This is a genomic window from Rhizobium sp. N122, assembly GCF_002211295.1.
Lineage (GTDB): Bacteria > Pseudomonadota > Alphaproteobacteria > Rhizobiales > Rhizobiaceae > Rhizobium.
The window spans coordinates 80,080-106,596 of the sequence record NZ_LOKU01000009.1; the positions used below are offsets into that span (position 1 = coordinate 80,080).

Sequence of the window (26,517 nt, forward strand, 5' to 3'; positions counted from 1 at the left end):
AATGACGAAGACACAGGCGGTTTCATTCTCCAGAACGGGCGGGCCGGAGGTTTTCGACTATGTCGAACTCGATCTGCCGTCGCCTTCGGCCGGTGAAGTGCAGCTTAAACAGGCGGCGGTCGGCCTGAATTTCATCGACGTCTATTTCCGCAACGGCACCTATAAGGCGCCGCACCTGCCCTTCGTTACCGGCAAGGAGGGCGCCGGCACCGTCACGGCGGTCGGCCCCGGCGTTGCGGATTTTAAGATCGGCGACCGCGTCGCCTATGCCAGCGCCGATGGCGCCTATAGCGCCGAGCGCAATATCGAGACGCGCCATCTGGTGCATGTGCCTGATGGCATCGAGCTCGAAACGGCAGCGGCGATGATGCTGAAGGGCATGACCGCCGAATATCTCTTGAACCGCACCTTCAAGGTCGGTCCTGAGACGGTGCTTCTGTTTCATGCCGCCGCCGGCGGCGTCGGGCTGATCGCCGGCCAATGGGCAAAGGCGCTCGGCGCCACCGTCATCGGCACGGCGGGCTCTGAAGACAAGATCGCGCTGGCGCTCGCCCATGGCTACGACCATGTGATCAACTACAAGAGCGAAGACTTCGCCGTCCGGGTCCGCGAGATCACCTCCGGCAAGGGCGTCGATGTCGTCTATGATTCGATCGGCCGCGATACTTTTCCACAGTCGCTCGACTGCCTGAAGCCACGCGGCCTTTTTGCCTCTTTCGGCCAGTCCTCCGGGCCGATCGAGAATTTCAGCCTTTCTCAGCTGGCGCAGAAGGGGTCGCTGTTTGCGACGCGGCCGACGCTCTTCACCTACATTGCCGCACGCCAGGAACTGATCGACAGCGCCAAGGCGCTATTTGATGTTGTGCAAAGCAACAAAGTGCGTATCAATGTCAATCAAACCTATCCGCTGCGTGAGGTTGGGCGGGCTCACGCGGATCTGGAAACAAGAAAAACAACAGGAACGACGCTGCTGATTCCATGAGATCCGAACGGACCGATCGGCAGAAGAAATGAGGGGAACGTGTCGCCATTGAATGTGCCGGAACCCGGTGCGTTGTTATCCGTCCAGAAGCTGACGAAGTTTTTCGGTGGCTTTGCCGCCTGCAATGAAATCGATCTCGATATCGCGCCGGGCGAAATTCACGCGCTTCTCGGCGAAAATGGCGCAGGCAAATCCACCCTGGTGAAGATGCTGTTCGGCGTTCTCGAGCCGACGCACGGGCATATCCTCTGGCAGGGCAAGCCGGTTTCGATCACCTCGCCGGGTGAGGCCCGCAAGCTCGGCATCGGCATGGTCTTCCAGCATTTTTCGCTGTTCGAGGCGCTGACGGTTGCCGAAAACATCGCACTTTCGCTCGATGACGCCATCCCGATCGACAGGATCGCCGAGGAGGCGAGGGCGCTGTCCCAGGCCTATGGCCTGCCGCTCGACCCGCATGCCCATGTCGCCGATCTCTCGGTCGGCGAACGCCAGCGCATCGAGATCGTCCGTGCGTTGCTGCAGAACCCGAAGCTGATCATTCTCGACGAGCCGACCTCGGTGCTGACGCCGCAGGAGGCCGACCGGCTGTTCGAAACGCTGTTCAAGCTGCGCGCCGAGGGCCGCTCGGTTCTCTATATCAGCCACCGGTTGGAGGAGGTGCAGCGCATCTGCGACCGCGCCACCGTGCTGCGCCATGGCCGCGTCACCGGCGCCTGCGATCCGAAGCAGGAAACGCCGTCCTCGCTTGCCCGCATGATGGTCGGCAGCGAGGTGGCGAGCGTCACCCATCCCGAGCGCAGCGACAAGGGCGAGGTGCAGCTGGCCGTTGCCAGTCTTTCCGTCGCCGCCCGCACGCCTTTCGCCATGCCGCTGCGCGATGTCTCGATGGCCGTGCGCTCAGGCGAAATCCTTGCCATCGCCGGTGTTGCCGGCAACGGCCAGAGCGAACTCTTCGATGCGTTGTCCGGCGAATATCCGGTCGCGTCGGCCGAAGCGATCGTCATTCGCAAGAAGCCTGTGGGCACTGAGGGCATCACCGCCCGCCGCCTGCTCGGCGCCGGTTTCGTGCCGGAGGAGCGGCACGGCCATGCCGCCGTCTCCGCCATGAAACTCTCCGACAATCTGGTGCTCGCCCGCAGCCAGTCGGATCGGAAAGCCTTTCTTGGCCTGCTCGGCATCATCCGCCAAGGTGCTGTGAAATCTGCCGCGCGGCGGATTTCCGAGGCGATGGATGTCCGCAAGAGCGGCGAAAATCCGGCCGCAGGTTCCCTCTCCGGCGGCAATCTTCAAAAATTTATTGTCGGCCGCGAGCTCGACCGCCAGCCGGCAGTGCTCGTCGTCAACCAGCCGACCTGGGGCGTCGATGCCGGGGCTGCAAGCCGCATCCGCCAGGCGCTGGTCGATCTCGCGAAGGCCGGCTCGGCCGTCGTCGTCATCAGCCAGGATCTTGACGAGATCTTCGAAGTGGCGACGGATATTGCCGTCATCTCGGAGGGGCGTCTCTCTAAGCCCTATCCGGCCGGCGAGCTGACGCGCGAAAAGATCGGCCTGCTGATGGGCGGCCTGCACCAGAGCAGTGATGCCCCGGAGGCGCCCCATGCGCATTGAAGAGGCGCCCCATGCGCATTGAACTCGAAAAACGCCCCGACGTCTCGAAGCTCTACGCCTTCGTCTCGCCGCTGCTGGCCCTTATGCTGACATTGGTCTTCGGCGCCATCATGTTCGCCATGCTCGGCAAGGATCCGGTGGAGGCGCTGGACGCCTTCTTCGTCGAGCCGCTGCTCGAGGTCTGGTCGCTGCACGAATTGGCGATCAAGGCCGCACCGCTGATCCTGATCGCCGTCGGTCTTGCGGTCTGCTATCGCTCGAACAACTGGAATATCGGCGCCGAAGGTCAGTTCACCATCGGCGCCATCACCGGCTCCTATCTGCCGATCGTCTTTTACGACTGGCACTCGCCTTTGGTGTTGCCGTTGATGCTGATTCTTGGCGCGCTCGGCGGTGCGCTTTTCGCCGCCATTCCGGCGCTGCTGAAGGCGCATTTCAACACCAACGAGATCCTGACTTCGCTGATGCTGGTCTATATCGCCCAGCTCTTTCTCGACTGGCTGATCCGCGGCGCCTGGCGCGACCCGAAGGGCTTCAATTTTCCGGTCTCGCGCGATTTCGCGCCTGAGGCGGTGCTGCCGGCGATCTTCGAAGAATCGGGCCGGGCCCATTGGGCTTTCATCTTCGCCCTCATTGCGGCCGCCGCCGTCTGGTTCATGCTGCGCTACACGCTGAAAGGCTTCGAAATCGTCGTGCTCGGCCAATCGGAACGGGCAGGGCGCTTTGCCGGTTTCTCGTCGAAGAAGATGATCTGGTTCAGCTTCCTCTTCTCGGGCGCCCTTGCCGGCCTTGCCGGGATAGCCGAGGTTTCCGGCTCGATCGGCCATCTGCAGCCGGCGATTTCGCCGGGCTACGGCTTCACCGCCATCATCGTCGCCTTCCTCGGCCGCCTCAATCCGCTCGGCATCATCGCCTCCGGCCTGGTGCTGGCGCTAACTTATCTCGGCGGCGAGGCCGCACAGCTGTCGCTCGGCGTTTCCGACAAGGTCACCCGCGTCTTCCAGGGTCTGCTTCTCTTCTTCGTGCTCTCCTGCGATACGCTGATCTATTACAAAATCCGCATCGTCTGGTCGCGGGTCAGGGGCGCGGCATGAGCATCTTCGAAGCCATTCTGCTGACCGTCATCACCGCCTCGACGCCGCTCGTCATCGCAGCGCTGGGCGAACTCGTCACCGAGCGCTCCGGCGTGCTCAATCTCGGCGTCGAAGGCATGATGATCATGGGCGCGGTCGCCGCATTTGCCGGCGCGCAAATGTCGGGCTCGCCCTATGTCGGCATTGTCTGCGGCATTGCCTCAGGCGCGCTTTTCTCGCTACTCTTCGCTTTCCTGACGCTGACGCTGGTGGCAAACCAGGTGGCGACGGGACTGGCGCTCACCCTTCTCGGCCTCGGTGCCTCCGGCATGCTCGGCGAAGCCTATGTCAGCGTTCCCGGCATTCGTCTGGGAGAGATCGTCATTCCGGTCCTGTCGGATCTTCCGGTCATCGGCCATATTCTCTTCCGGCAGGATCTGATCTTCTACCTGTCGATTGCGCTTGTGGTCGGCGTCAGCTGGTTCCTGTTCCGCAGCCGGGCCGGGCTGAAGCTGAGGGCGATCGGCGACAGTCACGCTTCGGCCCATGCGCTCGGCATTCAGGTCATCCGCACGCGCTACCTGGCGGTGATGTTCGGCGGCGCCTGCGCCGGTCTTGCCGGCGCCCAGCTGTCGCTCGTCTACACCCCGCAATGGGCGGAGAACATGTCGGCAGGGCGCGGCTGGATCACGCTGGCGCTGGTGGTCTTTGCCTCCTGGCGGCCGTGGCGGGTCTTTGCCGGCGGTTATCTCTTCGGCGCGGTCACCATCCTGCAGCTGCATGCGCAGGCCTTCGGTTTCGGAATTCCCTCGCAGTTCCTCTCGATGCTGCCCTATGCCGCGACTATTGTGGTTCTCATCATCATTTCTCATAATCGGCGCACGACGTTGATCAATACGCCCGCCTCGCTCGGAAAGGCCTTCGTGCCGGAGCGATAAGGCAACACGATAAAGACGGGTTTCCGCAACAACTTCAAACCAACAGGGGTTATCATGAAGAAATACGCATTCGCACTCGCCGCCTCGGCCGCCGCCGTGATCGGCATCTCGTCGACCGCTCAAGCCGCCGATAAGACGAAGGTCTGCTTCGTCTATGTCGGTTCGCACACCGATGGCGGCTATTCGCAGGCCCACGATCTCGGCCGCCAGCAGGTCCAGGCCGAATTCGGCGACAAGATCGAAACGCCTTACCTCGAAAACGTGCCGGAAGGCCCGGATGCCGAGCGTGCCATCGAGCGCCTGGCCCGTTCCGGCTGCAAGCTGATCTTCACGACGTCCTTCGGCTTCATGGATGCGACGGTCAAGGTTGCCGCCAAGTTCCCGAAGGTCAAGTTCGAGCACGGCACCGGCTATAAGTCAGGCCCCAACCTCGCCACCTACAACTCGCGCTTCTATGAAGGCCGCTATATCCTCGGCCAGATCGCCGCCAAGACCTCGAAGAATCACGGCGCCGCCTACATCGCCTCCTTCCCGATTCCCGAAGTGGTGATGGGCATCAACTCCTTCGAGCAGGGCGCCAAGTCGGTCGATCCGAGCTTCAAGCTGAAGGTCATCTGGGTCAACACCTGGTTCGACCCCGGCAAGGAAGCCGATGCCGCCAAGGCGATGGTCGACCAGGGCGTCGACGTGCTGACCCAGCACACCGATACGACCGCGCCGATGCAGGTTGCCGAAGAACGCGGCATCCACGCGTTCGGTCAGGCATCCGACATGATCGCAGCCGGTCCCAAGGCGCAGCTGACGGCGATCGTCGATACCTGGGGCACCTACTACTCCAAACGCGTCCACGCGCTTCTGGACGGCACCTGGAAGTCCGAGCAGAGCTGGGACGGTCTGAAGGACGGCATCCTGAAGATGGCGCCCTACACCAACATGCCTGACGACGTGAAGAAAATGGCCGAGGAAACCGAAGCCAAGATCAAGTCGGGTGAACTGCATCCCTTCACCGGCCCGATCAACAAGCAGGACGGCACGCCCTGGCTGAAGGCCGGCGAGAAGGCCGATGATGGCACGCTGCTCGGCATGAACTTCTATGTCGAAGGCGTCGACGACAAGCTGCCGGCGCAATAAGTTGCTTTCAATTCGCAGTTGCGAAGAGCGCCTCCTGTGGGCGCTCTTTTTTTGCTGCAGTGCATGCAAAGATTCTGATTTACAAAAGTAATACTATATGATTTTTTGACCGTGCGCCGCGAGACGCGGCTTGGGAGGAAATCATGAAATTGAAGACTGCACTTTTGAGTGCCACGATTCTTGCTGCCTGCATGTTCGGTTCGGCTTCGGCTGGCGGACTGACCGTCGGCTTCTCGCAGATCGGCTCGGAATCGGGCTGGCGTGCGGCTGAAACGACCGTAACCAAGGAGCAGGCCAAGAAGCGCGGCATCGATCTGAAGTTTGCCGATGCGCAGCAGAAGCAAGAAAATCAGATCAAGGCGCTGCGCTCCTTCATTGCTCAGGGCGTCGACGCCATTCTCATTGCGCCGGTTGTTGAAACCGGCTGGGACGACGTTCTGAAGGAAGCCAAGGAAGCCAAGATTCCGGTCATCCTACTCGACCGCACCATCAAGGCGCCGGACGATCTCTACCTGACGGCTGTCACCTCTGACCTCGTCCACGAAGGCAAGGTCGCCGGCGACTTCCTGGTCAAGACCGTTGGTGACAAGAAGTGCAACGTCGTCGAGCTGCAGGGCACGACCGGTTCGTCGCCGGCCATCGCCCGCAAGAAGGGCTTCGAAGAAGCTCTCGCCGGCCACGACAACCTCAAGATTGTTCGCAGCCAGACCGGCGACTTCACCCGCACCAAGGGCAAGGAAGTCATGGAAAGCTTCCTGAAGGCCGAGAATGGCGGCAAGGATATCTGCGCTCTCTACGCCCATAATGACGACATGGCCGTCGGCGCCATCCAGGCGATCAAGGAAGCCGGTCTGAAGCCGGGCAAGGATATCCTCGTCGTCTCGATCGACGCCGTTCCCGATATCTTCAAGGCGATGTCCGAAGGCGAAAGCAATGCGACGGTCGAGCTGACGCCGAACATGGCAGGCCCGGCCTTCGACGCGCTCGACGCCTACCTGAAGGACAAGAAGGCTCCGGCGAAGTGGATCCAGACCGAATCCAAGCTCTACACGCCTGCCGACGAGCCGATGAAGGTCTACGAAGAGAAGAAGGGTCAGGGCTACTGATCTGATTTGACGCCGCTGCATACCCCTCAAATCGGGATCGATTTAAGGGTGAAAGATGCAGCATTCAAGCGCTGTAGAACCGCACCGGCCCGTCATGGACCGGTGCGGAACTGCCTTGCCGCCTTGGGACGTCATGTCCGGCCGCGGCGCGGCTTTTGCCGTCAATATCAGGAAAACACACCCTTATGATTCACGATTTCGAGAACGTTCTCGCAGCTTCCGGAATATCGAAATTCTTTCCCGGCGCAGTGGCGTTGGACAAGGTCGATTTCTCGCTGCGCAAGGGCGAGGTGCACGCGCTGCTGGGCGAGAATGGCGCCGGCAAATCGACACTGATCAAATGCCTCACCGGCGCCTATCATCGTGACGAGGGCAGCCTGACGCTCGACGGTCAGGAAATCAATCCGGCCAACACGCTCGCCGCTCAGAAGCTCGGCATCGGCACGGTCTACCAGGAGGTCAACCTGCTGGCCAATCTGAGCGTCGCCGAAAATCTCTTTCTCGGACGCCAGCCAAGGCGTTTCGGCATGACCGACGTGCGCGCGATGAACCGTAAGGCGCGAGAACTACTGACCGGTTACGGCATCGATATCGACGTGACTGCCGAGCTTGGCCGCTTCTCCGTCGCCGTCCAGCAGGTGGTCGCCATCGCCCGCGCCGTCGATCTTTCCGGCAAGGTGCTGATCCTAGATGAGCCCACCGCCAGCCTCGACAACCAGGAAGTGGCACTGCTCTTCCGCATCATCGAGGATCTGAAGAGGCGCGGTCTTGGCATTGTTTTCATTACTCATTTTCTCGAGCAGGTTTATGCGATCAGCGACCGGATCACCGTGCTGCGCAACGGCAAGCTCGTCGGCACCCGCGACGTCGCCGATCTGCCGCGCCAGGGCCTGATCGCCATGATGCTCGGGCGCGAATTGGCGCATGTCGAGGAGACGGTGAGGGAGCACAACCTCGCAGCCGGTGAGGTGCGCTACCGCTTCGCCGGCTACGGCAAGCGCGGCAAGGTCAAGCCCTTCGATCTCGATGTGCGTGCCGGCGAGGTGGTCGGCGTTGCCGGTCTGCTCGGCTCCGGCCGCACTGAAACCGCAGAGCTTCTCTTCGGCATCGAGCATGCCGACAGCGGCAGCGCCACGATCGACGGTCAGCCGGTAACGCTTTCCAGCCCGCGCGCCGCCATCGAAAAAGGTTTCGGCTTCTGCCCCGAGGACCGCAAGACCGATGGCATCATCGGCGACCTGTCGATCCGGGAGAACATCGCGCTCGCGCTGCAGGCGCGCCGCGGCTGGACCCGGCCGCTGTCGCGCGCCGAGCAGAATGCGCTTGCCGACCGCTACATCAAGGCGCTCGATATCCGCACCACCGATCGCGAAAAGCCGATCCGCCTGCTTTCCGGCGGCAACCAGCAGAAGGCGATCCTCGCCCGCTGGCTGGCGACCAATCCGAAGTTTCTGATCCTCGACGAGCCGACCCGCGGCATTGATGTCGGCGCCCATGCCGAGATCATCAAGCTCATCGAGCAGCTCTGCGCCGAAGGCATGTCGCTGATCGTGATTTCCTCGGAACTTGAAGAGCTTGTCGCCTATAGTTCACGTGTCATCGTCCTTCGTGACAGACAGCATATCGCCGAACTCACCGGCGAACGTATCACCGCGGCCGGCATTGTCGAAGCCATTGCCGCCGCCGAACATAAGAAGGAGGATGCATGAGGTCCTCGCTCAAGGCGCTGGCTTATCGCCTGGCGCCGCAATTGATTGCGCTCGTTGTCATTCTTTTGTTGAATTTCATCACGTCGCCGCAGTTTTTTAATGTCGTTGTTCAGAACGACCGGCTTTACGGGAGCCTGATCGATGTGCTCAATCGCGGCGCGCCGGTGGCGTTGCTGGCGATCGGCATGACACTGGTGATCGCCACCAAGGGCATCGACCTGTCCGTCGGCGCTGTCATCGCCATTTGCGGCGCCGTCGCCGCCTCGTCGATTGTCGCAGGAAATTCAGTGGCCTACACCATTGTCCTGACGCTGGCGATCGGCATTGCCTGCGGCGTCTGGAACGGTTTCCTGGTGGCGGTCCTCAATATCCAGCCGATCATCGCCACGCTGGTGCTGATGGTCGCCGGCCGCGGCATCGCCCAGCTCATCACCGAAGGCGCCATCCTCACCTTCAACGATGACGGGCTGACCTTCTTCGGCAGCGGTTCCCTGGCGCTCCTGCCGATGCCTGTGGTCATCTGGCTGCTCGTCGCCTTGCTCGTCATTCTGCTCGTCCGCCGCACGGCGCTCGGCATGCTGATCGAGGCCGTCGGCATCAATCGCCGCGCCAGCACGCTGTCGGGCATTCGGACGCCGGTGCTGCTGATGGCCGTCTACATGCTGAGCGGTCTCTGCGCCTCGATCGCGGGCATCATCGTCGCCGCCGACATCAAGGGCGCCGATGCCAACAATGCCGGCCTCTGGCTGGAACTCGACGCCATCCTCGCCGTTGTCGTCGGCGGCAATTCGTTGCTCGGCGGACGCTTCAGCATCCTCGGATCGCTGATCGGCGCGATGATCATCCAGGCGGTGAATACTGGCATTCTGTCCTCCGGTTTCCCGCCCGAATTCAACCTGATCATCAAGGCGGTCATCATTATCGTCATCCTCGTCATCCAGTCGCCGGCGGTGCAGTCGCTCGCCATCTTCGCCAGCCGCCGGCAGGGCGGAAGGGAGCAGCCGAAATGAACTCCAAATACCTGCCGCTGCTGGCGACCATCGTCATCTTCGTGCTCGCCTATGCCGGCTGCACGCTGCAATATCCGAACATGCTGTCGACCCGCGTCATCGGCAATCTTCTGACCGACAATGCCTTCCTCGGCATCGCCGCCGTCGGCATGACCTTCGTCATCATCTCGGGCGGCATCGATCTGTCGATCGGTTCGATCATCGCCTTCACCGGCGTCTTTCTCGCGGTGATCCTGCAGAAGACCTCGATCCATCCGCTGCTGGCCTTCGCGCTGGTGCTGGTCATCACCACCGCTTTCGGCGCGGTCATGGGCGCAATCATCCACTATCTCGAAATGCCGGCCTTCATTGTCACGCTCGCCGGCATGTTCCTGGCGCGCGGCATGGCCTTCGTGCTGTCGATCGACAGCATCCCGATCGACCACGACTATTATTCGACGCTGACGAGCCTCTATTGGCGCCTGCCCGGAGGCGGCCGGCTGACGCTGATCGGCGGCATCATGCTTCTGGTCTTTGCGGTTGGCATTTTCATCGCCCAGCGCACCCGCTTCGGCACCAATGTCTATGCACTCGGCGGCGGCCCGCAGACGGCGCGGCTGATGGGCGTGCCCGTGGGACGCACGACAATCCAGATATATGCGCTGTCGGGTTTCCTGGCAGGCCTATCCGGGATCGTTTTTTCGCTGTACACCTCTGCCGGATATTCTCTTGCAGCAGTCGGCGTCGAACTCGATGCCATCGCGGCGGTCGTCATCGGGGGGACGCTGCTGACCGGAGGAGCGGGATTCGTGGCGGGAACCTTCATCGGGATCCTGATCCAGGGGCTCATTCAGACTTACATCACCTTCGACGGCACGCTGTCGAGCTGGTGGACCAAGATCCTGATCGGCCTTCTGCTGTTTGCATTCATTCTGATGCAGAAAGCCATCCTGTTCGTTTCCAGTCTGAACAAGAGGTACGCCTGAGGGGAGAGGGATCGCTTGCGCAACACATTGGAAGAGACACGTAAGACGGGGCGCAGAACCCGGACGAGCCACGCGCAGGTGGTCGACGAACTCGGCAAGGCGATCGTCGCCAGCACCTATCCTGTCGGCTCTATCCTGCCTGGCGATACCGAACTGGCGCAGCGCTTCAAGGTGTCCCGCACCGTCTTGCGCGAGACGATGAAGACGCTCGCCGCCAAGGGCATGGTCGTCGCCAAGGCGAGGGTCGGCACGCGTGTGACCGAGAAGAACCTCTGGAACATGTTCGACAGCGAGATCATCGCCTGGCACTTCGACAATGGCGTAACCGAAGAGTTCCTGCTGCAGCTCTACGATATCCGTCTCGCGGTCGAACCCTTCGCCGCCGGTCTCGTCGCCGAACGGGCGAATGCCGAGGATATCGAGACGCTGCGCGCACTGGCGCTCGATATGGCGGCGAGTGGGCATACGGCCGACAGCCTGGCGCTTGCCGACCTTCGCTTTCACCTGGCGATCGCCGAAGCCTCGCACAATCCCTTTATGCGCACCTTGGGCAGCCTGATCGAGGCGGCCCTCGTCGGCATGTTCCGTATGAGCACGCCGCCCACCGAAAACGGCTTCGCCAATATCGCCGACACCCATATGCGCATCGTCGATGCGATCGTTTCCGGTGACAGCCTTGCTGCGCGCCGCGCCATGGAGCTCGTCATCCTGGACGGCCGTCACCATGTGCACGAGGCCTTCGCAGCCCGCGGTTCGGAGACCGTCATCGTGTCGATTTCGACCGAAATTTAACACCCGTAAAGGCTTGGCTGATCCGAGAGCGCCGCGCGTCTTTTCGGGCGCGCAAAGCACGCTGCAAGACTTTCAATCCACCCGACGCGCTTTCCGAAAATCGATTCCGATTTCAGGAATTATGCAGTATGAGGCAACAAAGCCGCCTCATGGCGCGGATTCGCGGAGCAGATCATGGAACGTACTTGTCTTGCCGTCATCCTTGCCGCCGGTGACAGCACGCGGATGAAATCCTCGAAATCGAAGGTGCTGCATCCGGTCGCCGGACGGCCGATGATCGCCCACGTGGTCGAGGCAGTCGCCTCCGCCGGCATTTCCTCCGTCGCGCTCGTCGTCGGCCGCGATGCCGAGGAGGTGGCAAAGGCTGCAACGATTGCCGGCGTCGGCATCGAAGCCTGCCTGCAGAAGGAGCGGCTCGGCACCGGCCATGCGGTATTGGCGGCGCGCGAGGCGATCGCCAAGGGTTATGACGATATTCTGGTCACCTATGGCGACGTGCCGCTGCAGACCGAGGGGCCTTTGCAGGCTGCCCGCCAGGGCCTTGCCGAAGGCAGCGATATCGTCGTCATCGGCTTCCACACCGATCGCCCCACCGGCTACGGCCGCCTGCTCGTCAAGGACGGCGAACTCATCGCCATCCGCGAGGAAAAGGACGCGACCGATGCCGAGCGAACTGTGACCTGGTGCAACAGCGGGCTGATGGCGATCAACGGCCGCAAGGCGCTCGATCTGCTCTCGCGCATCGGCAACGCCAATGCCAAGGGCGAATTCTATCTGACCGATCTCGTCGAGATCGCCCGCTCACTCGGTGGCCGCGTCACCGCTGTCGACGCCCCTGAAATCGAGATGACCGGCTGTAACACCCGGGCCGAACTCGCCGTCATCGAGCGCTTCTGGCAGGAGCGCCGCCGCCACCAGATGATGCTGTCAGGCGTTACCATGATAGCGCCGGAAACGGTCTTTCTCTCCTACGACACCGTCATCGGCCAGGATGCGCTGATCGAGCCGAATGTCGTCTTCGGCCCCGGCGCGGTGATTGACAGCGGCGCCGTCATCCATGCCTTCTCGCATATAGAAGGTGCCCATGTCAGCCAAGGCGCGACCGTCGGCCCCTTCGCGCGGCTGCGGCCAGGTGCCGACCTCGGCAATGGTTCGAAGGTCGGCAATTTCTGCGAGGTGAAGAATGGCCGGATCGGCGAGGGCGCCAAGGTCAACCATCTCACCTATATTGGCGACGCCGCTATCGGCGCCGGCAGCAATATCGGCGCCGGCACGATCACCTGCAATTATGACGGGGTCAACAAGGCCGAGACGGTGATCGGCGAAAACGCCTTCATCGGCTCCAACTCCTCGCTGGTCGCCCCGGTGACGATCGGCGACGGCGCCTATATCGCCTCCGGCAGCGTCATCACCGCCGACGTCCCGGCCGATGCGCTGGCGCTCGGCCGTGCCCGGCAGGAGATGAAGCCCGGCCGTGCATCGCTGCTGCGCGAGCGCGCGCTCGCCATCAAGGCGGCGAAGAAGGCTAAGGCCTGAGGGGCGCTTTGCGTAACCGGCGGAAATTGAAAGTTACCGCCGAGGTGATTGATAACTAAGCGGGAATCGTTAGGACTGGCCTCGATTGTCGGAGCCTTGTGGGGATATTGCATGTGCGGAATTGTGGGGATCGTCGGAACTCAGCCTGTAGCCGGGCGGCTGGTCGATGCGCTGAAGCGTCTCGAATATCGCGGTTATGATTCCGCTGGCGTTGCCACCATCCATGAGGGGGTGATGGATCGCCGCCGCGCCGAAGGCAAGCTGTTCAACCTGGAAAAGCGCCTGGACGCCGAGCCGCTCCCAGGCCTGGTCGGTATTGCCCATACGCGCTGGGCGACCCACGGTGTTCCCAACGAAACCAATGCCCATCCGCATTTCGTCGAAGGTGTCGCCGTCGTTCATAACGGCATCATCGAGAACTTCTCCGAGCTGCGCGACGAACTGACCGCCGAGGGCGCGGTCTTCGAAACCCAGACCGACACCGAGGTCGTCGCCCAGCTGATGGCGAAATATCTGCGCGAGGGCCTGGAGCCGCGCGCCGCCATGCTGGAGATGCTGAACCGGCTAACCGGCGCCTATGCGCTCGCTGTCATGCTCAAGGCCGATCCCAGCACGATCATGGCCGCCCGATCCGGCCCGCCGCTTGCCGTCGGCTACGGCCGCGGCGAGATGTTCCTCGGCTCGGATGCCATCGCGCTCTCGCCCTTCACCAACGAGATCACCTATCTCGTCGACGGCGATTGCGCCGTCATCACCCGCGACAGCGTCGCCGTCATCGATTTTACCGGCAAGCCGGTCAAGCGCACCCGCCAGATCTCGCAGGCGACCGCCTATGTCGTCGACAAGGGCAATCACCGCCATTTCATGGAAAAGGAAATCTACGAGCAGCCGGAGGTCATCTCCCACGCCCTCAGCCATTACGTCGATTTCGCCGAGAACACCATCGGCGCCAATGCCGCCGCGATCGATTTCAAGGCGGCGACCGGCCTGGCAATCTCGGCCTGCGGCACCGCCTATCTGGCTGGCCTTGTCGGCAAATACTGGTTCGAGCGTTATGCCCGCCTGCCTGTGGAGATCGACGTCGCCTCCGAATTCCGCTACCGCGAAATGCCGCTGTCGCCGTCGCAGGCGGCGCTGTTCATCTCGCAATCCGGCGAGACCGCCGATACGCTGGCATCGCTGCGCTATTGCCGGGAGAACGGCCTGAAGATCGGCGCCGTCGTTAATGTCCGCGAATCGACGATCGCCCGCGAATCCGACGCGGTCTTCCCGATCATGGCCGGCCCTGAAATCGGCGTCGCCTCGACCAAGGCTTTCACCTGCCAGCTGGCCGTGTTGGCATCGCTGGCGATCGGCGCCGGCAAGGCGCGCGGCACGGTGAGCGCCGAGGAGGAGAGGGCGCTGGTGCGCCATCTCGCCGAAATGCCGCGCATCATGAGCCGGGTGCTGAACCTCATCCAGCCGCAGATGGAAAGCCTGTCGCGCGAATTGTCGAAATGCAAGGACGTGCTCTATCTCGGCCGCGGCACCAGCTTTCCGCTCGCCATGGAAGGCGCGCTGAAGCTCAAGGAAATTTCCTATATCCACGCCGAAGGTTATGCCGCCGGCGAATTGAAGCACGGGCCGATCGCGCTGATCGACGAGAACATGCCGGTGATCGTCATCGCTCCTTACGACCGTTTCTTCGAAAAAACCGTCTCCAATATGCAGGAGGTCGCAGCCCGCGGCGGCCGCATCATCTTCATCACCGACGAGGCGGGGGCGGCGGCCTCGAAACTGCCGACCATGGCGACGATCACTCTGCCGGTCGTCGACGAAATCATCGCGCCGATGATCTTCTCGCTGCCGATCCAGCTGCTCGCCTATCACACCGCCGTCTTCATGGGCACCGATGTCGATCAGCCGCGCAATCTGGCAAAATCCGTGACCGTGGAATAAGCCCACGAGGACCCGATCTTCGCGCTGAAACATATTGTGCCACGCCCCGAATTCTGGCAGTTTTACCAGGCGGACAAGGGGGAAAGGCCGGCGTTCCGGCCTGTCCAGGACCGAGATGGAGCTCATCAGGAGAGATGACCGACAACACCCCCAGAATGCCGGTCGCAACGCGGCTGAGGAATAATTTTCTTGCAGGCCTGATCATCTGCGCGCCGATCGCGATTACCATCTGGCTGACCTGGACCTTCATCCACTGGTCGGACAGCTGGGTCAGGCCCTATATTCCTGCGCGCTGGAATCCGGAAAGCTATCTCAATTTCGCCATTCCCGGTTTCGGCTTGCTGATCGCCGTCGTGCTGATCACCGTCGTCGGTTTTCTCGGCAAGAACCTGATCGGCCAGAGCATCGTCCGTTTCGGCGAATCGATCGTCCAGCGCATGCCGCTGGTGCGCACCGTCTATCGAAGTGTGAAGCAGATTTTCGAAACCGTGCTGAAGGAACAGGCGAACTCCTTCAAGAAGGTCGGCCTCATCGAATATCCCAGTCCCGGCCTCTGGGCGCTGGTCTTCATCGCCACCGATGCCAAGGGCGAGATCGCCTCGAAGTTCAACGCCATGGGCCAGGACATGGTGGCCGTCTTCCTGCCGCCGACGCCGGTGCCGACCGCCGGGTTCCTCGTCTTCGTGCCGCGTGAGAAAATCGTCCTGCTCGACATGAGCCCGGAAGACGCCGCCAAGTTCCTGATTTCGGGCGGCCTCGTCGCCCCCGGTCACACGCCAACCGAGCCGAAGCAGAAGCATCTGCCGCGGCCGAAGCCGGTGGCGGTTTCAAAAGCGGATTGATGCATGTCACCCAAAAGCGTTCGGCGGTTTTGAGATAACGACATGCATGGAAAGAAGAGATAGAGCGCGTCGCGCTTATCCTGCCCTCAAGAACCGGATCGCCTCGTCGCGGCGGAAGAGATAGAGCAGGGTGCGGATCGCCTGTCCTCTTTCGCTGGTGAGCTCCGGATCGCGCTCGATCAGATAGGCGGCATCCTTGCGGGCGATTTCCAGCAGGTCGGCATGCGCCTCGAGGCTGGCGATGCGGAAACCCGGCGTGCCGGACTGGCGGGTGCCGAGCAATTCGCCTTCGCCGCGCAGCTTCAGGTCTTCCTCGGCAATGCGAAAGCCGTCCTCGGTTTCGCGCATAATCGACAGCCGGGCATGGCCGGTTTCGCCGAGTGGCCCCTTATAGAGCAGGATGCAGGTCGAGGCCTCGTCGCCGCGCCCGACGCGGCCGCGCAGCTGATGCAATTGCGCCAGGCCGAAGCGTTCGGCATGTTCGATCACCATGATCGTCGCATCCGGCACGTCGACGCCGACCTCGACGACGGTGGTGGCGACGAGCAGCCGGGTCTCGCCGTTCTTGAACGCCATCATCGCCGCATCCTTCTCCGGTCCGCTCATCCGGCCGTGGATGAGGCCGATATCGGGGCCGAGGGCGGAAACGAGCGTCGCATGCCGCTCCTCGGCCGACATCAGGTCGAGCTCTTCGGATTCTTCGACCAGCGGGCAGATCCAGTAGGCCTTCTTGCCCTCGGCAAGCGCGCCCTGCAACCGGCCGACGATTTCGCCGGTGCGTTCCATCGGCACGGTGATCGTCTGGATCGGCTTGCGGCCGGCCGGTTTTTCCGTGAGCTTGGAAACATCCATATCGCCGAAGGCGGCAAGCACCAGCGTGCGCGGGATCGGCGTCGCCGTCATCACCAGCATGTGCGGCGAGATGCCCTTGGCGGTCAGCCTCAGGCGCTGATGCACGCCGAAACGATGCTGCTCGTCGACGACGGCCAGCATCAGCTTGGCGTAAGAGACGCTGTCCTGGAACAGCGCATGCGTGCCGATGATGATCTGTGCCGCGCCTGAGGCGATGCGTTCGAGGATTTCCTCGCGCTCACGCCCCTTGGTGCGGCCGGTCAGCACCTCGATGCCAAGCCCGGCGGAGGCGGCGAATTTCGAGATCGTCGCGTGGTGCTGGCGCGCCAGGATTTCGGTCGGCGCCATCAGCACGGCCTGGCCGCCGCTCTCGATCACCGCCGCCATCGCCATCAGCGCCACCAGCGTCTTGCCGGAGCCGACATCGCCCTGCAGCAGCCGCAGCATGCGCTCGGCCCCGGCCATGTCCTGCAAAACCTCGGCGATCGCCTCGTTCTGGTTTGATGTGAGCGAAAAGGGCAGGGACTTCAGGATCTTGCCGCTGATGTCTCCCGTCGCCTCCACCGGCTGGCCCGCCACCTTGCGCAGCCGCTGGCGCACCAGGCTCAGTGAAAGCTGGCCGGCGAGGAACTCGTCATAGGCAAGCCGCCGCCGCGCTGGGGCCTGTGGGTCTATATCGGCGGGGTCGCGCGGCTCGTGCAGCATATGAAAGCTGTCGCGGATCGACGGCAGACCCTGCTTCTGCGCCAGCGCCGGGTCGATCCATTCCGGCAGCTCGGGAAAACGCGGCAAGGCAGCGTCGATGATCTTGCGCAATGTCTTCGGTGAAAGTCCTGCCGTCAGCGGATAGATCGGCTCGACCAGCGGCAGGTTCTCCGCCTCATCGGCCCTGACGATATAGTCCGGATGCACCATCGAGGCGCGGCCGTGGAACCAGTCGACCTTGCCGCTGACCGTCACCTCCGCATCGATCGGCAGCTGCTTTTCTAGCCAGGCGGCCTGGCCTCGGAAAAAGACCAGTGTCAGCTCGCCGGTCTCGTCATGCAGAAAGACCCGGTAGGGCACATTGCTCTTGCCACGCGGCGGCACCTGGTGCCGGTCGACGCGCGCGGTGATCGTCACGATCGCGCCCTGCGGCGCGCGGGCGATGCCCGGCTGGTTGCGCCGATCGATCAGCGAAAAGGGCGCATGGAAGATGAGATCGATGACCCGGCAATCCTCCGGCGTCTCGCGCCCGAGCAGCTTGACCAGCAGTTCGGCGATCTTCGGGCCGACGCCCGGAAGGCCCGAAATGGGGGAAAACAGAGGATCGAGAATGGCGGGGCGCATGCGGCCAAAATGCGATGAACAATGCGGCCTTGGCAAGGCTGACAAGCCGCTTTCCAGGGTCTATAGAGGCGCATCAACAGGAAGGTAATGCCATGACAGGTGTCACGCTCACCAGTGCCGGTCTCGACCCGCGCCGCCGCCGGATCCTTTTCCGCTGCTGGCACCGCGGCATCCGCGAGATGGATCTGGTCTTCGGCCAGTTCGCCGAAGCAGAGATCGCGACGCTTTCGGAAGCCGAGCTCGACGAATTCGAGACGATCATGGCTGAGGAAGACAATGATCTGGTCCGCTGGATCATGGGAACATGGCCGGTCCCCGAGCGTTTCAAGACACCGATCTTTGCCCGCCTTGCCGCCTATACGCCCGATTTCGACAAGCCCCTCAGGACGCCGGAATGATCCCTGGTTTTGATGCGAAGAAGCTTGCGGCCATTGCCGAGCCGCTGACGATCGGCAATGTGCCTGTCGGCCTCGAACCGCTGCTGCTGGCCGAACTCGCCCGGGCGGGAGAGCCGGTCGCCTACGTCATATCGGACGGCCACCGCATGGCCGATCTCGAGCAGATGCTGGGCTTCGTCGCCCCCGATATTCCGGTTCTCACCCTGCCGGCCTGGGACTGTCTGCCCTATGACCGCGTCTCCCCGAGCGCCGATACCTCGGCCCGCCGGCTGGCCGCACTCGGCGGCCTCATCGCTCATCGCAAGAAGCCGCATGCGGCCATCGTGCTCGTCACCGCCAATGCCATGCTGCAGAAGGTGGCGCCGCAGGATGTCATCGAAAGCCTGAGCTTTTCGGCTCGCCCCGGCAACCAGCTGCGCATGGACGATCTCGCCGGCCGCCTGGAGCGCAACGGCTTCGACCGTGTGGCGACGGTTCGCGAAGTCGGCGAATATGCCGTGCGCGGCGGTATTCTCGACGTCTTCGTGCCGGGTTCGGAAGAGCCGGTCCGCCTCGATTTCTTCGGCGACACGCTGGAATCGATCCGCAGTTTCGATCCGGCGAGCCAGCGCACGACCGGCCAGGTGCGCTCGCTTGACCTCAATCCGATGAGCGAGGTGACGCTGACGCCGGATACGATCAGCCGCTTCCGCAAGAATTACCTCTCGGCTTTCGGCGCGACGACGCGTGACGACGCACTTTATCTCGCCGTCTCCGAAGGCCGCCGTTATCCCGGCATGGAGCACTGGCTGCCGCTCTTCTACGAGAAGCTCGATACCGTCTTCGATTATCTCAGCGGTTTCCGCGTCGTCACCGACCATACGGTGCGCGAGGCAGCCGAGGAGCGCTCCAAGCTCGTCTTCGATTATTACGATGCCCGGCTGAATTCCGGCCAGCCGGCCAAGGGCCAGATGGCCCAGGGCACGCCCTACAAGCCGGTAACGCCCGGCCAGCTCTATCTCGACAGCAAGCTTTTCGCCAAAACCCTCGACGCGCTCGGGGCGATCCGCATCAGCCCCTTCAACGAGATCGAGAGTGAGGCGAGGCGGGTCGTCAATATCGACGCCCGCCAGGGCCAGCGCTGGGCCCGTTCGAATGCCGAGGGCGGAGGCGATGCCGAACGCATCAACATCTTCGACGTTGTCGTCAAGCATATCGCTGATCGGCGGGCCGGCGGGGCGAAAGTGCTGGTCACCGCCTGGACCGAAGGCTCGCTGGAGCGCCTGCTGCAGGTGCTGAACGAGCATGGTCTGGAGAAGGTCAAGCCGGTCGAGGCGCTGAAAGATGTCGGCGCGCTGGGCAAAGGCGAGGCGGCGGCCGCCGTGCTCAATCTCGAATCCGGCTTCGAGGCGGGCGATCTCGTCGTCATCGGCGAGCAGGATATTCTCGGCGACCGCATGGTGCGCCGCTCCAAGCGCCGCAAGCGCGCCGCCGATTTCATCGCCGAGGTCGCCGGCCTCGACGAGGGCTCGATCGTCGTCCACGCCGAACACGGCATCGGCCGCTTCATCGGGCTGAAGACGATCGAGGCCGCAGGCGCCCCGCATGCCTGCCTCGAACTGCAATATGCCGACGAGGCCAAACTCTTCCTTCCGGTCGAAAACATCGATCTTCTCTCGCGCTATGGCGGCGAGGGCACCGAGGCCCAGCTCGACAAGCTCGGCGGTGGCGCCTGGCAGATGCGCAAGGCCAAGCTGAAGAAGCGCCTGCTCGATATGGCCGATGCCCTGATCCGCATCGCCGCCGAGCGGCTGACCCGCCACGCGCCGATGCTGACGACGCCGGACGGCCTTTACGACGAGTTTGCCGCCCGTTTCCCCTATGATGAGACCGAGGACCAGGATAACGCCATCGACGCGGTGCGCTCCGATCTCGGCGCTGGCCGGCCGATGGATCGCCTGGTCTGCGGTGACGTCGGCTTTGGCAAGACCGAAGTGGCGCTGCGCGCCGCCTTCATCGCTGCGATGAACGGCGTCCAGGTTGCCATCGTGGTGCCGACGACCTTGCTTGCCCGCCAGCATTTCAAGACCTTTTCAGAGCGCTTCCGCGGCCTGCCGGTGCGTGTCCAGCAGGCCTCGCGCCTTGTCGGCGCCAAGGAGCTGGCGCTGACCAAGAAGGAAGTGGCTGAGGGCAAGACCGATATCGTCGTCGGCACGCATGCGCTGCTCGGCGCCGGCATCAAATTCGCCAATCTCGGCCTGCTCGTTATCGACGAGGAGCAGCATTTCGGCGTCAAGCACAAGGAGCGGCTGAAGGAGCTGAAGAGCGACGTGCACGTTCTGACCCTATCGGCGACGCCGATCCCGCGCACGCTGCAGCTTGCGATGACCGGGGTGCGCGAACTGTCGCTGATCACCACGCCGCCGGTCGACCGCATGGCGGTGCGCACCTTCATCTCGCCCTTCGACAGCCTGGTCATCCGCGAGACGCTGATGCGCGAGCACTATCGCGGCGGACAGAGTTTTTACGTCTGCCCGCGGCTCGCCGATCTCGCCGATGTGCACGCCTTCCTGCAGTCGGATGTGCCGGAACTGAAGGTTGCCGTCGCCCATGGCCAGATGCCGGCCGGCGAACTCGAAGACATCATGAACGCCTTCTATGAAGGCCGCTACGATGTGCTGCTGTCCACAACCATCGTCGAATCCGGCCTCGATGTTCCGACAGCCAACACGCTGATCGTCCACCGCGCCGATATGTTCGGCCTTGCCCAGCTCTATCAGCTGCGCGGCCGCGTCGGCCGCTCGAAAGTGCGCGCCTTCGCGCTCTTCACCCTGCCTGTCAACAAGGTGCTGACGGCAACGGCCGACCGCAGGCTGAAAGTGCTGCAGTCGCTGGACACGCTCGGCGCCGGTTTCCAGCTGGCAAGCCACGACCTCGATATCCGCGGCGCCGGCAACCTGCTCGGCGAAGAGCAGTCCGGCCACATCAAGGAGGTCGGCTTCGAACTCTATCAGCAGATGCTGGAAGAGGCGGTCGCCGAGGTCAAGGGTGTCGACGAGATCCACGACACCGGCTGGTCGCCGCAAATCTCCGTCGGCACGACCGTGATGATCCCTGAGGGTTACGTTCCTGACCTGCATCTGCGCATGGCGCTCTACCGCCGTCTCGGCGAAATCACCGAACTCAAGGAGATCGACGGCTTCGGCGCCGAGATGATCGACCGTTTCGGGCCGATGCCGATCGAAGTCCAGCATCTCCTGAAGATCGTCTACATCAAATCGCTCTGCCGCATCGCCAATGTCGAAAAGCTCGATGCCGGCCCGAAGGGCGTCGTCGTGCAGTTCCGCAACAAGGAATTCCCCAACCCGGCAAACCTCGTCGGTTATATCGGCAGACAGGGCACGATGGCAAAGATCCGCCCCGACCACAGCCTGTTCCTGACCCGCGACCTGCCGACGCCGGAGAAACGCCTGCAGGGCGCCGCCGTGATCATGACGCAACTGGCCGAGATGGCGAAGTAAACCGAAGGAGACGGCATGGCCACATACGGCGCAACGATCGCCTGGGAGCGGAACGGCGAGACCTTCACCGACAATCGCTATAGCCGCGCCCATCGCTGGACTTTCGACGGCGGCATCGAGGTGAGAGCGTCCTCGTCCTCACATGTCGTTCCGCTGCCCTATTCCGCCGAAGACGCCGTCGATCCGGAGGAGGCTTTCGTCGCCTCGCTCTCCAGCTGCCACATGCTGTGGTTCCTGTCGATCGCCGCAAAGCAGCAATTTTGCGTCGACAACTACACCGATGCTGCCGAGGGCATCATGGAGAAGAACGCCGAAGGCCGTCTCGCCATGACCGTCGTGACGCTGAGGCCGCATGTCGTCTTCAGCGGTGAGAGGCTGCCCTCTTTGAGCGAGTTCGAAGCCCTGCATCACCGCGCCCACGATGAATGTTTCATCGCCAATTCGGTAAAGACCGAGGTGCGCTGCATTCCGGTTTTGGGTTGAGCTTGGACGTCGCAAAATTGCGATCTTGTCCTCAACCTGTCAACGCGCATCAACACTTTCACGGGTGTCGGCAGCGCTCCAAGCAAAACTGAAGCGATATTGAACGGCCGTCACAATACTCGCTTCGGGAGATGAAGTTTGTCTCTTTACTCATCGAAAATCCGCGAACTATTGAATATTCAGTACCAGTTGTTTTCGGCATTCACTCAAGACTACTCACACGCGAACGACTTTACACTCCTTTTAGGTTTTCCTCGATCTGGAGCTCTTGTCGTTGATGGTCAGCGGTGGAATTTTGTTAAACATGGTTCGGGCTTAAGATTCGTTAGAGAGTTGCCTGCTCCGCAGCTGGTCGTGGAGATGCATGATCAATTTGGAGATTGCTCCAAAGTCGATTGGTGGAGATTAACGCTGTTTCTGGAATCGATGGGAGTTACAATCGAACGGGTTGAGGCGGAGCAAGCCGTTCTAGAACACTATCGCCATACTCAATAGGTCAGCACATGGTCACTGTGATTGCAGAGTCTTATCTGCTGATGAATCAGTCCCACGGACAAAGTCCACCTTCTAATTAGGATTGGGAACTGCGACCGCCTTCACATGGCCGCAGCCTCAGTTGAGCCCCGATCGCGCCTCGGCCTTCGCCTTGGCGATATCGCGCAGCGCATTCGCCAGCACGTCGGGCGTCTGGGCGCCGCTAACGGCATATTGCTGGTCGAAGATGAAGAACGGCACGCCGTTGACGCCCATTTCCTGCGCCGCCTTGATCTCAGCGACGATCAGATCGCGATCGGCATCGGAGGCGAGCAGCGAGGCAATGACCGAGCGGTCGAGGCCGGCCTTTTCGGCGATGTCGAGCAGCACCGCATGGTCGCCGACGTTGCGGCCTTCCTCGAAATTCGCCTTGAACAGGGCGTCAACAGCCTTGTCCTGCTTCTCGCGGCCTTCGATCATCGCCCAGTGGATCAGCCGATGCGCATCGAGCGTATTCGGCCCGATCTTGATCGCCTCGAAATCGAAGGCGATGCCGACCTCGCGGCCCAAATCGGTGAGCATCTTATGGGCCTGCGCCACGCGCTCCTCGCCGCCGAGCTTCTCAGCCAGCGCCTTCTTCTGGTCGACGCCCTCCTTGGGATAGTCGGGATTGAGCCGGTACGGCCGCCAGTTGATGTCGACGCCGATTTCGTCCTGCACTTCGGCGATGGCGAGTTCCAGCCGCGCCTTGCCGAGATAGCACCAGGGGCAGACGACATCCGAGACGACGTCGATGGTGATACGCTCCATGATGATTTTCCTTATGTCTATGCGTCTCCGAAGGGAGACATAAAGGCCGCGCGGTTCGGCCGAATCTTACTGCACACTCGTATCCCACCATACCGGCAGCTGGTAGCCGTAAAGCGGCACCGTGTCCGGACGGCCGATGCGCTTGCTGCGCGCCACCCATTGCTGATCTATATGGTAGAGCGGAACCACATAATGGCTGGACAGCAGCAACCTATCATGGGAGCGCACCGCCGCGGTGAAGTCCTCTGCCGAGCGCGCCCTGAGTAGATGGTCGATCAGCGTGTCGATATCAGGATCGGCGGCACCGGCGAAACTGTCGGCGCGATCGCTGGTCTTGGCGGCTGAAGACCATCGGCCGAGCTGCTCGTTTCCGGGCGACAGCGACGACGTGTAGGACTTGATGATCATATCGTAGTCGCGGCTGTTCGTTCGGCTTTGATATTGCGAATCGTCGACGGTGCGGATCGAAGCGGCAATGCCGATCGTCTGCAGTGAACGCTGATAGGCAATTGCGAGCTTCTCCTGGTCGGCATTCTGCGTCATGATCTCGAAGGCGAGTTGGTGGCCGGAGGCATCCAGCATCTTGCCGCCCTGGATCGCATAGCCGCCCTGTTTCAACAGTCCGACGGCCTGCTTCAGCACATTGCGGTCGCGGCCGGAGCCGTCGGTGACTGGCAATTTATAAGTGCCGTTGAGAATCTCTGGCGCGATTTTGTCCTTGATCGGCCCGAGCAGGGTAAGTTCCCTCGCATCGGCAGGAACGCCGAAACTTGAAAATACGGAATTCTGCCAAAAGCTCTGGGTGCGCTTATAGGCGCCGGAATAGAGGTTCTTGTTTGCCCATTCGAAATCGAACACCAGCGACAGGCCTTCGCGCACCTTGAGATCGGCAAAGATCGGCCGGCGCGTGTTGAATACGAAGCCGAGCATGCCGCTTGGGAGTTTCGGCGTGAACACATCCTTGATCACGGCCCCGGAGGTAGCGGCAGGAAAATTATAGGCATTGGCCCAATGGCCGGGATTACCGTCGGGGTAGAGGTCGACATCACCCTTCTTGAAGGCTTCGAACAATGTCGTGTCCTGCAGGAAATACTGGACGGTGATCTGGTCGTAATTGTCGGTACCGACCTTGGCGGGAATGTCCTTGCCCCAGTAATTCGGATCACGCTCATAGGTGATGCTCTCGCCGGGCTTCACCGTCTTCACCTTGTAGGGACCGGATCCCACAGGCGGCGTCAGCGATGTGCGGTCGAAGGTTTCCGGATCGACCGCATGTTTCGGCAGCACCGGGAAAAGGCCGAAAATCAAAGGCGTCTCGCGGTCGGCCTTTTCGTTGAAGGTGAAGCGCACGCTGTGTTCGCCGACCTTCTCCATCTTGGTGACGACTTTTAGGCGATCGGAATAGGGCGGGCGGCCCTTGTCACGCATCAGTTCGAAGGTGAACATCACGTCCTCAGGCGTCACCGGCTGGCCGTCGGCCCATTTTGCCTTCGGATTGATATTGAATTGGATAAAGCTCCTGGCGTCGTCCCATTCGACCGTCTCGGCCAGCAGGCCGTAGAGCGTGAACGGCTCGTCCCTGGAGCGCTGCATCAGCGATTCGTAGACCAGATTGCCGTATTCCGGATCCCACATGCCGCGCGCCGTCGTCCGATTGCTCTTGACGATGAACGGGTTGAGGTTGTCGTAGGTGCCGACGACGCCGTAAGTGATCTTGCCGCCCTTCTTCACATCAGGATTGACGTAAGGGAAGTGTTTGTAATCAGCCGGCAAGGCCGGTTCGCCGTGCATCGCAATGCCGTACAGCGGCTCGGCGGCGGCAGCGCCGCACAGCAGCGAGAGGACGAGGGGGACGACGATCCGGAGCATTCGGCAATCCTTGCGATCACGAAAACGGGCATGATTCACCGCGGAGATTATCATGGGGTCGAGCGATTCCAACACGAAGCGGCGATTTCTTTGGCTTCGCGACGAAATGCTCCTCAAATTGCCAAAGAAAAGCTGGATATCTTGAACGCTGCGATGTAACAGGTGAACCCGAAGTTTCGGGGTCATGCATTTGCCTTATTTTTTTAAGAGGTGGGTGCCGAACGACCCGAGGTTGGGGCGGCAAGTCGCTGTCCTGAACGGATATCAGGAGACGGAATTCGTTATGATGTTCAAGTCTGAAAAGAAAATGCGGGCAGCGCTGTCCGTTCTGGCAGTGATGTTCGGCGCCGCTTCGGCTCCGGTCTCCTCCTTCGCCCAGGAAGCGGCAGCTCCTGCCGATGGCCAGGCACAGGCCGCCGGCGCGCCGAGGCTCGGCTGGTACAAAACCTGCAGCAAGCAGGAAGACAACGACATCTGTGTTGTCCAGAACCTGATCCTCGCCAATGGCGGCCAGCTCGTTACGGCTGTTGGCTTGATCTCGGTTTCCGGCAAGATCAACCGCAAGCTCCTGCAGGTCTCGGTTCCGACAGCTCGCCTGATCCCCCCGGGCGTCATCATGCAGATCGACGGCGGCAAGGGCCAGAAGCTCGACTACGCCGTCTGCCTGCCGGACAAGTGCACCGCTGAAGTTCCGCTGACCGACGCGATGATCGCCAGCCTCAAGAAGGGCAGCGACGTGATCTTCACCTCGATAAACTTCCGCCGCGCCCCGAACCCGATCAAGATTTCGCTCGAAGGCTTCACCGGCGCTTATGACGGCGAACCGGTTTCCGAATCGAAGCTCGCTGAAAGCCAGCGCAGCCTGCAGGAAGGCATGCAGAAGAAGGCCGAGGAAGCCCGCAAGAAGCTGGAAGACGCCCAGAAGGCCGCCAAGGCGCAGTAATCCTGCGGCCGCATCGAATAAAAACCCGGCTTCAGGCCGGGTTTTTTTGTTGATAGGTCTCGGCTTTGCGCCATCGCTGTTCGATTCACGCTGATGGCTGCCCTCACCCTAACCCTCTCCCCGTAAACGGGGCGAGGGGACGTGCCACGCAGGACGTCGGCGAGGGACGGAAAGGTTGCGGCATATCCCTTCGCCCCGTTTACGGGGAGAAGGTGGCGGCAGCCGGATG

Annotated in this window: 21 protein-coding genes; 18 read left to right on the forward strand and 3 right to left on the reverse strand. The window is 62.0% G+C overall.

What is annotated here, in order from left to right:
* The first annotated feature begins 1 nt into the window (after position 1).
* From ATY75_RS08625 to ATY75_RS08685, 13 genes are all read left to right on the forward strand, one after another.
* Positions 2 to 982 carry a quinone oxidoreductase gene (locus tag ATY75_RS08625; RefSeq protein WP_088937210.1) on the forward strand — a complete coding sequence of 327 codons (981 nt, stop codon included), beginning with the start codon at positions 2 to 4 and terminating at the stop codon, positions 980 to 982.
* Between the two features lie 39 nt (positions 983 to 1,021).
* Complete coding sequence (locus ATY75_RS08630; protein WP_088937211.1) at positions 1,022 to 2,590, forward strand: ABC transporter ATP-binding protein; 1,569 nt, start codon at positions 1,022 to 1,024, stop codon at positions 2,588 to 2,590.
* Positions 2,591 to 2,601: 11 nt separating this feature from the next.
* Positions 2,602 to 3,684 (forward strand): ABC transporter permease, encoded by a 1,083-nt coding sequence (locus ATY75_RS08635; RefSeq protein ID WP_088937212.1) that lies wholly within the window; start codon positions 2,602 to 2,604, stop codon positions 3,682 to 3,684.
* Positions 3,681 to 4,601: an ABC transporter permease gene (locus ATY75_RS08640; protein WP_088937213.1), complete on the forward strand. Its 921-nt coding sequence runs from the start codon at positions 3,681 to 3,683 to the stop codon at positions 4,599 to 4,601. Before ATY75_RS08635 ends, ATY75_RS08640 begins: the two co-directional genes overlap by 4 nt.
* A gap of 54 nt (positions 4,602 to 4,655) precedes the next feature.
* On the forward strand, positions 4,656 to 5,732 hold the full coding sequence (locus tag ATY75_RS08645) for a BMP family ABC transporter substrate-binding protein (protein ID WP_088937214.1): 1,077 nt from the start codon (positions 4,656 to 4,658) through the stop codon (positions 5,730 to 5,732).
* Between the two features lie 143 nt (positions 5,733 to 5,875).
* Positions 5,876 to 6,838, forward strand: coding sequence for a galactofuranose ABC transporter, galactofuranose-binding protein YtfQ (gene ytfQ, locus ATY75_RS08650; RefSeq protein WP_049735514.1), 963 nt, complete (start codon positions 5,876 to 5,878; stop codon positions 6,836 to 6,838).
* A 185-nt stretch (positions 6,839 to 7,023) separates the two neighbouring features.
* The gene (gene ytfR, locus ATY75_RS08655) at positions 7,024 to 8,547 is read left to right on the forward strand and encodes a galactofuranose ABC transporter, ATP-binding protein YtfR (RefSeq protein ID WP_088937215.1); all 1,524 of its coding nucleotides are present in this window, start codon (positions 7,024 to 7,026) and stop codon (positions 8,545 to 8,547) included.
* Positions 8,544 to 9,557 carry an ABC transporter permease gene (locus ATY75_RS08660; protein WP_088937216.1) on the forward strand — a complete coding sequence of 338 codons (1,014 nt, stop codon included), beginning with the start codon at positions 8,544 to 8,546 and terminating at the stop codon, positions 9,555 to 9,557. The genes ytfR and ATY75_RS08660 overlap by 4 nt, the downstream gene beginning before the upstream one ends.
* Positions 9,554 to 10,522, forward strand: a complete 969-nt coding sequence (yjfF, locus tag ATY75_RS08665; protein WP_088937217.1) for a galactofuranose ABC transporter, permease protein YjfF — start codon at positions 9,554 to 9,556, stop codon at positions 10,520 to 10,522. The genes ATY75_RS08660 and yjfF overlap by 4 nt, the downstream gene beginning before the upstream one ends.
* Positions 10,523 to 10,537: 15 nt before the next feature.
* Positions 10,538 to 11,314, forward strand: coding sequence for a FadR/GntR family transcriptional regulator (locus ATY75_RS08670; RefSeq protein ID WP_064838455.1), 777 nt, complete (start codon positions 10,538 to 10,540; stop codon positions 11,312 to 11,314).
* A gap of 174 nt (positions 11,315 to 11,488) precedes the next feature.
* Entirely contained in the window at positions 11,489 to 12,850 is a 1,362-nt protein-coding gene (gene glmU, locus ATY75_RS08675) for a bifunctional UDP-N-acetylglucosamine diphosphorylase/glucosamine-1-phosphate N-acetyltransferase GlmU (protein WP_088937218.1), read from the forward strand.
* Positions 12,851 to 12,961: 111 nt separating this feature from the next.
* Complete coding sequence (gene glmS, locus ATY75_RS08680; protein WP_088937219.1) at positions 12,962 to 14,788, forward strand: glutamine--fructose-6-phosphate transaminase (isomerizing); 1,827 nt, start codon at positions 12,962 to 12,964, stop codon at positions 14,786 to 14,788.
* Between the two features lie 134 nt (positions 14,789 to 14,922).
* Positions 14,923 to 15,630 carry a DUF502 domain-containing protein gene (locus ATY75_RS08685; protein ID WP_088937220.1) on the forward strand — a complete coding sequence of 236 codons (708 nt, stop codon included), beginning with the start codon at positions 14,923 to 14,925 and terminating at the stop codon, positions 15,628 to 15,630.
* 75 nt (positions 15,631 to 15,705) lie between these two features.
* Here ATY75_RS08685 and recG read toward each other — a convergent pair whose 3' ends face one another.
* Positions 15,706 to 17,811, reverse strand: a complete 2,106-nt coding sequence (gene recG / locus ATY75_RS08690) for an ATP-dependent DNA helicase RecG (protein WP_088937221.1) — start codon at positions 17,809 to 17,811, stop codon at positions 15,706 to 15,708.
* A gap of 92 nt (positions 17,812 to 17,903) precedes the next feature.
* Here recG and ATY75_RS08695 point away from each other — a divergent pair, with 92 nt between their 5' ends.
* The 4 genes from ATY75_RS08695 (at position 17,904) to ATY75_RS08710 (ending at position 22,687) form a co-directional block, all read left to right on the forward strand.
* Positions 17,904 to 18,209, forward strand: a complete 306-nt coding sequence (locus ATY75_RS08695) for a succinate dehydrogenase assembly factor 2 (RefSeq protein WP_064838460.1) — start codon at positions 17,904 to 17,906, stop codon at positions 18,207 to 18,209.
* On the forward strand, positions 18,206 to 21,709 hold the full coding sequence (mfd, locus tag ATY75_RS08700) for a transcription-repair coupling factor (RefSeq protein ID WP_088937222.1): 3,504 nt from the start codon (positions 18,206 to 18,208) through the stop codon (positions 21,707 to 21,709). Before ATY75_RS08695 ends, mfd begins: the two co-directional genes overlap by 4 nt.
* A 15-nt stretch (positions 21,710 to 21,724) precedes the next feature.
* Positions 21,725 to 22,192, forward strand: a complete 468-nt coding sequence (locus ATY75_RS08705; RefSeq protein WP_088937223.1) for an OsmC family protein — start codon at positions 21,725 to 21,727, stop codon at positions 22,190 to 22,192.
* 138 nt (positions 22,193 to 22,330) lie between these two features.
* Positions 22,331 to 22,687, forward strand: a complete 357-nt coding sequence (locus ATY75_RS08710) for a hypothetical protein (RefSeq protein WP_088937224.1) — start codon at positions 22,331 to 22,333, stop codon at positions 22,685 to 22,687.
* Positions 22,688 to 22,804: 117 nt separating this feature from the next.
* Here the strand turns inward: ATY75_RS08710 and ATY75_RS08715 are convergent, their stop codons facing one another.
* Both ATY75_RS08715 and ATY75_RS08720 read right to left on the reverse strand, forming a co-directional pair.
* Positions 22,805 to 23,476: a DsbA family oxidoreductase gene (locus tag ATY75_RS08715; protein ID WP_064838464.1), complete on the reverse strand. Its 672-nt coding sequence runs from the start codon at positions 23,474 to 23,476 to the stop codon at positions 22,805 to 22,807.
* 66 nt (positions 23,477 to 23,542) lie between these two features.
* Positions 23,543 to 25,345 (reverse strand): extracellular solute-binding protein, encoded by a 1,803-nt coding sequence (locus tag ATY75_RS08720; protein WP_088937261.1) that lies wholly within the window; start codon positions 25,343 to 25,345, stop codon positions 23,543 to 23,545.
* Positions 25,346 to 25,628: 283 nt separating this feature from the next.
* On the opposite strand from ATY75_RS08720, the gene ATY75_RS08725 reads away from it, so the two are divergent.
* Positions 25,629 to 26,288, forward strand: a complete 660-nt coding sequence (locus ATY75_RS08725; protein ID WP_064838465.1) for an invasion associated locus B family protein — start codon at positions 25,629 to 25,631, stop codon at positions 26,286 to 26,288.
* Positions 26,289 to 26,517: the final 229 nt, after the last annotated feature.

Excerpts from the sequence above, each read along its gene's own strand:
- ATY75_RS08625 (WP_088937210.1), top strand. The coding sequence starts at position 2 with ATGACGAAGACACAGGCGGTTTCATTCTCCAGAACGGGCGGGCCGGAG.
- ATY75_RS08635 (WP_088937212.1), top strand. The coding sequence starts at position 2,602 with ATGCGCATTGAACTCGAAAAACGCCCCGACGTCTCGAAGCTCTACGCC.
- ATY75_RS08640 (WP_088937213.1), top strand. The coding sequence starts at position 3,681 with ATGAGCATCTTCGAAGCCATTCTGCTGACCGTCATCACCGCCTCGACG.
- ATY75_RS08645 (WP_088937214.1), top strand. The coding sequence starts at position 4,656 with ATGAAGAAATACGCATTCGCACTCGCCGCCTCGGCCGCCGCCGTGATC.
- ytfQ (WP_049735514.1), top strand. The coding sequence starts at position 5,876 with ATGAAATTGAAGACTGCACTTTTGAGTGCCACGATTCTTGCTGCCTGC.
- ytfR (WP_088937215.1), top strand. The coding sequence starts at position 7,024 with ATGATTCACGATTTCGAGAACGTTCTCGCAGCTTCCGGAATATCGAAA.
- ATY75_RS08660 (WP_088937216.1), top strand. The coding sequence starts at position 8,544 with ATGAGGTCCTCGCTCAAGGCGCTGGCTTATCGCCTGGCGCCGCAATTG.
- yjfF (WP_088937217.1), top strand. The coding sequence starts at position 9,554 with ATGAACTCCAAATACCTGCCGCTGCTGGCGACCATCGTCATCTTCGTG.
- glmU (WP_088937218.1), top strand. The coding sequence starts at position 11,489 with ATGGAACGTACTTGTCTTGCCGTCATCCTTGCCGCCGGTGACAGCACG.
- glmS (WP_088937219.1), top strand. The coding sequence starts at position 12,962 with ATGTGCGGAATTGTGGGGATCGTCGGAACTCAGCCTGTAGCCGGGCGG.
- ATY75_RS08685 (WP_088937220.1), top strand. The coding sequence starts at position 14,923 with ATGACCGACAACACCCCCAGAATGCCGGTCGCAACGCGGCTGAGGAAT.
- recG (WP_088937221.1), bottom strand. The coding sequence starts at position 17,811 with ATGCGCCCCGCCATTCTCGATCCTCTGTTTTCCCCCATTTCGGGCCTT.
- ATY75_RS08695 (WP_064838460.1), top strand. The coding sequence starts at position 17,904 with ATGACAGGTGTCACGCTCACCAGTGCCGGTCTCGACCCGCGCCGCCGC.
- mfd (WP_088937222.1), top strand. The coding sequence starts at position 18,206 with ATGATCCCTGGTTTTGATGCGAAGAAGCTTGCGGCCATTGCCGAGCCG.
- ATY75_RS08705 (WP_088937223.1), top strand. The coding sequence starts at position 21,725 with ATGGCCACATACGGCGCAACGATCGCCTGGGAGCGGAACGGCGAGACC.
- ATY75_RS08715 (WP_064838464.1), bottom strand. The coding sequence starts at position 23,476 with ATGGAGCGTATCACCATCGACGTCGTCTCGGATGTCGTCTGCCCCTGG.
- ATY75_RS08720 (WP_088937261.1), bottom strand. The coding sequence starts at position 25,345 with ATGCTCCGGATCGTCGTCCCCCTCGTCCTCTCGCTGCTGTGCGGCGCT.
- ATY75_RS08725 (WP_064838465.1), top strand. The coding sequence starts at position 25,629 with ATGATGTTCAAGTCTGAAAAGAAAATGCGGGCAGCGCTGTCCGTTCTG.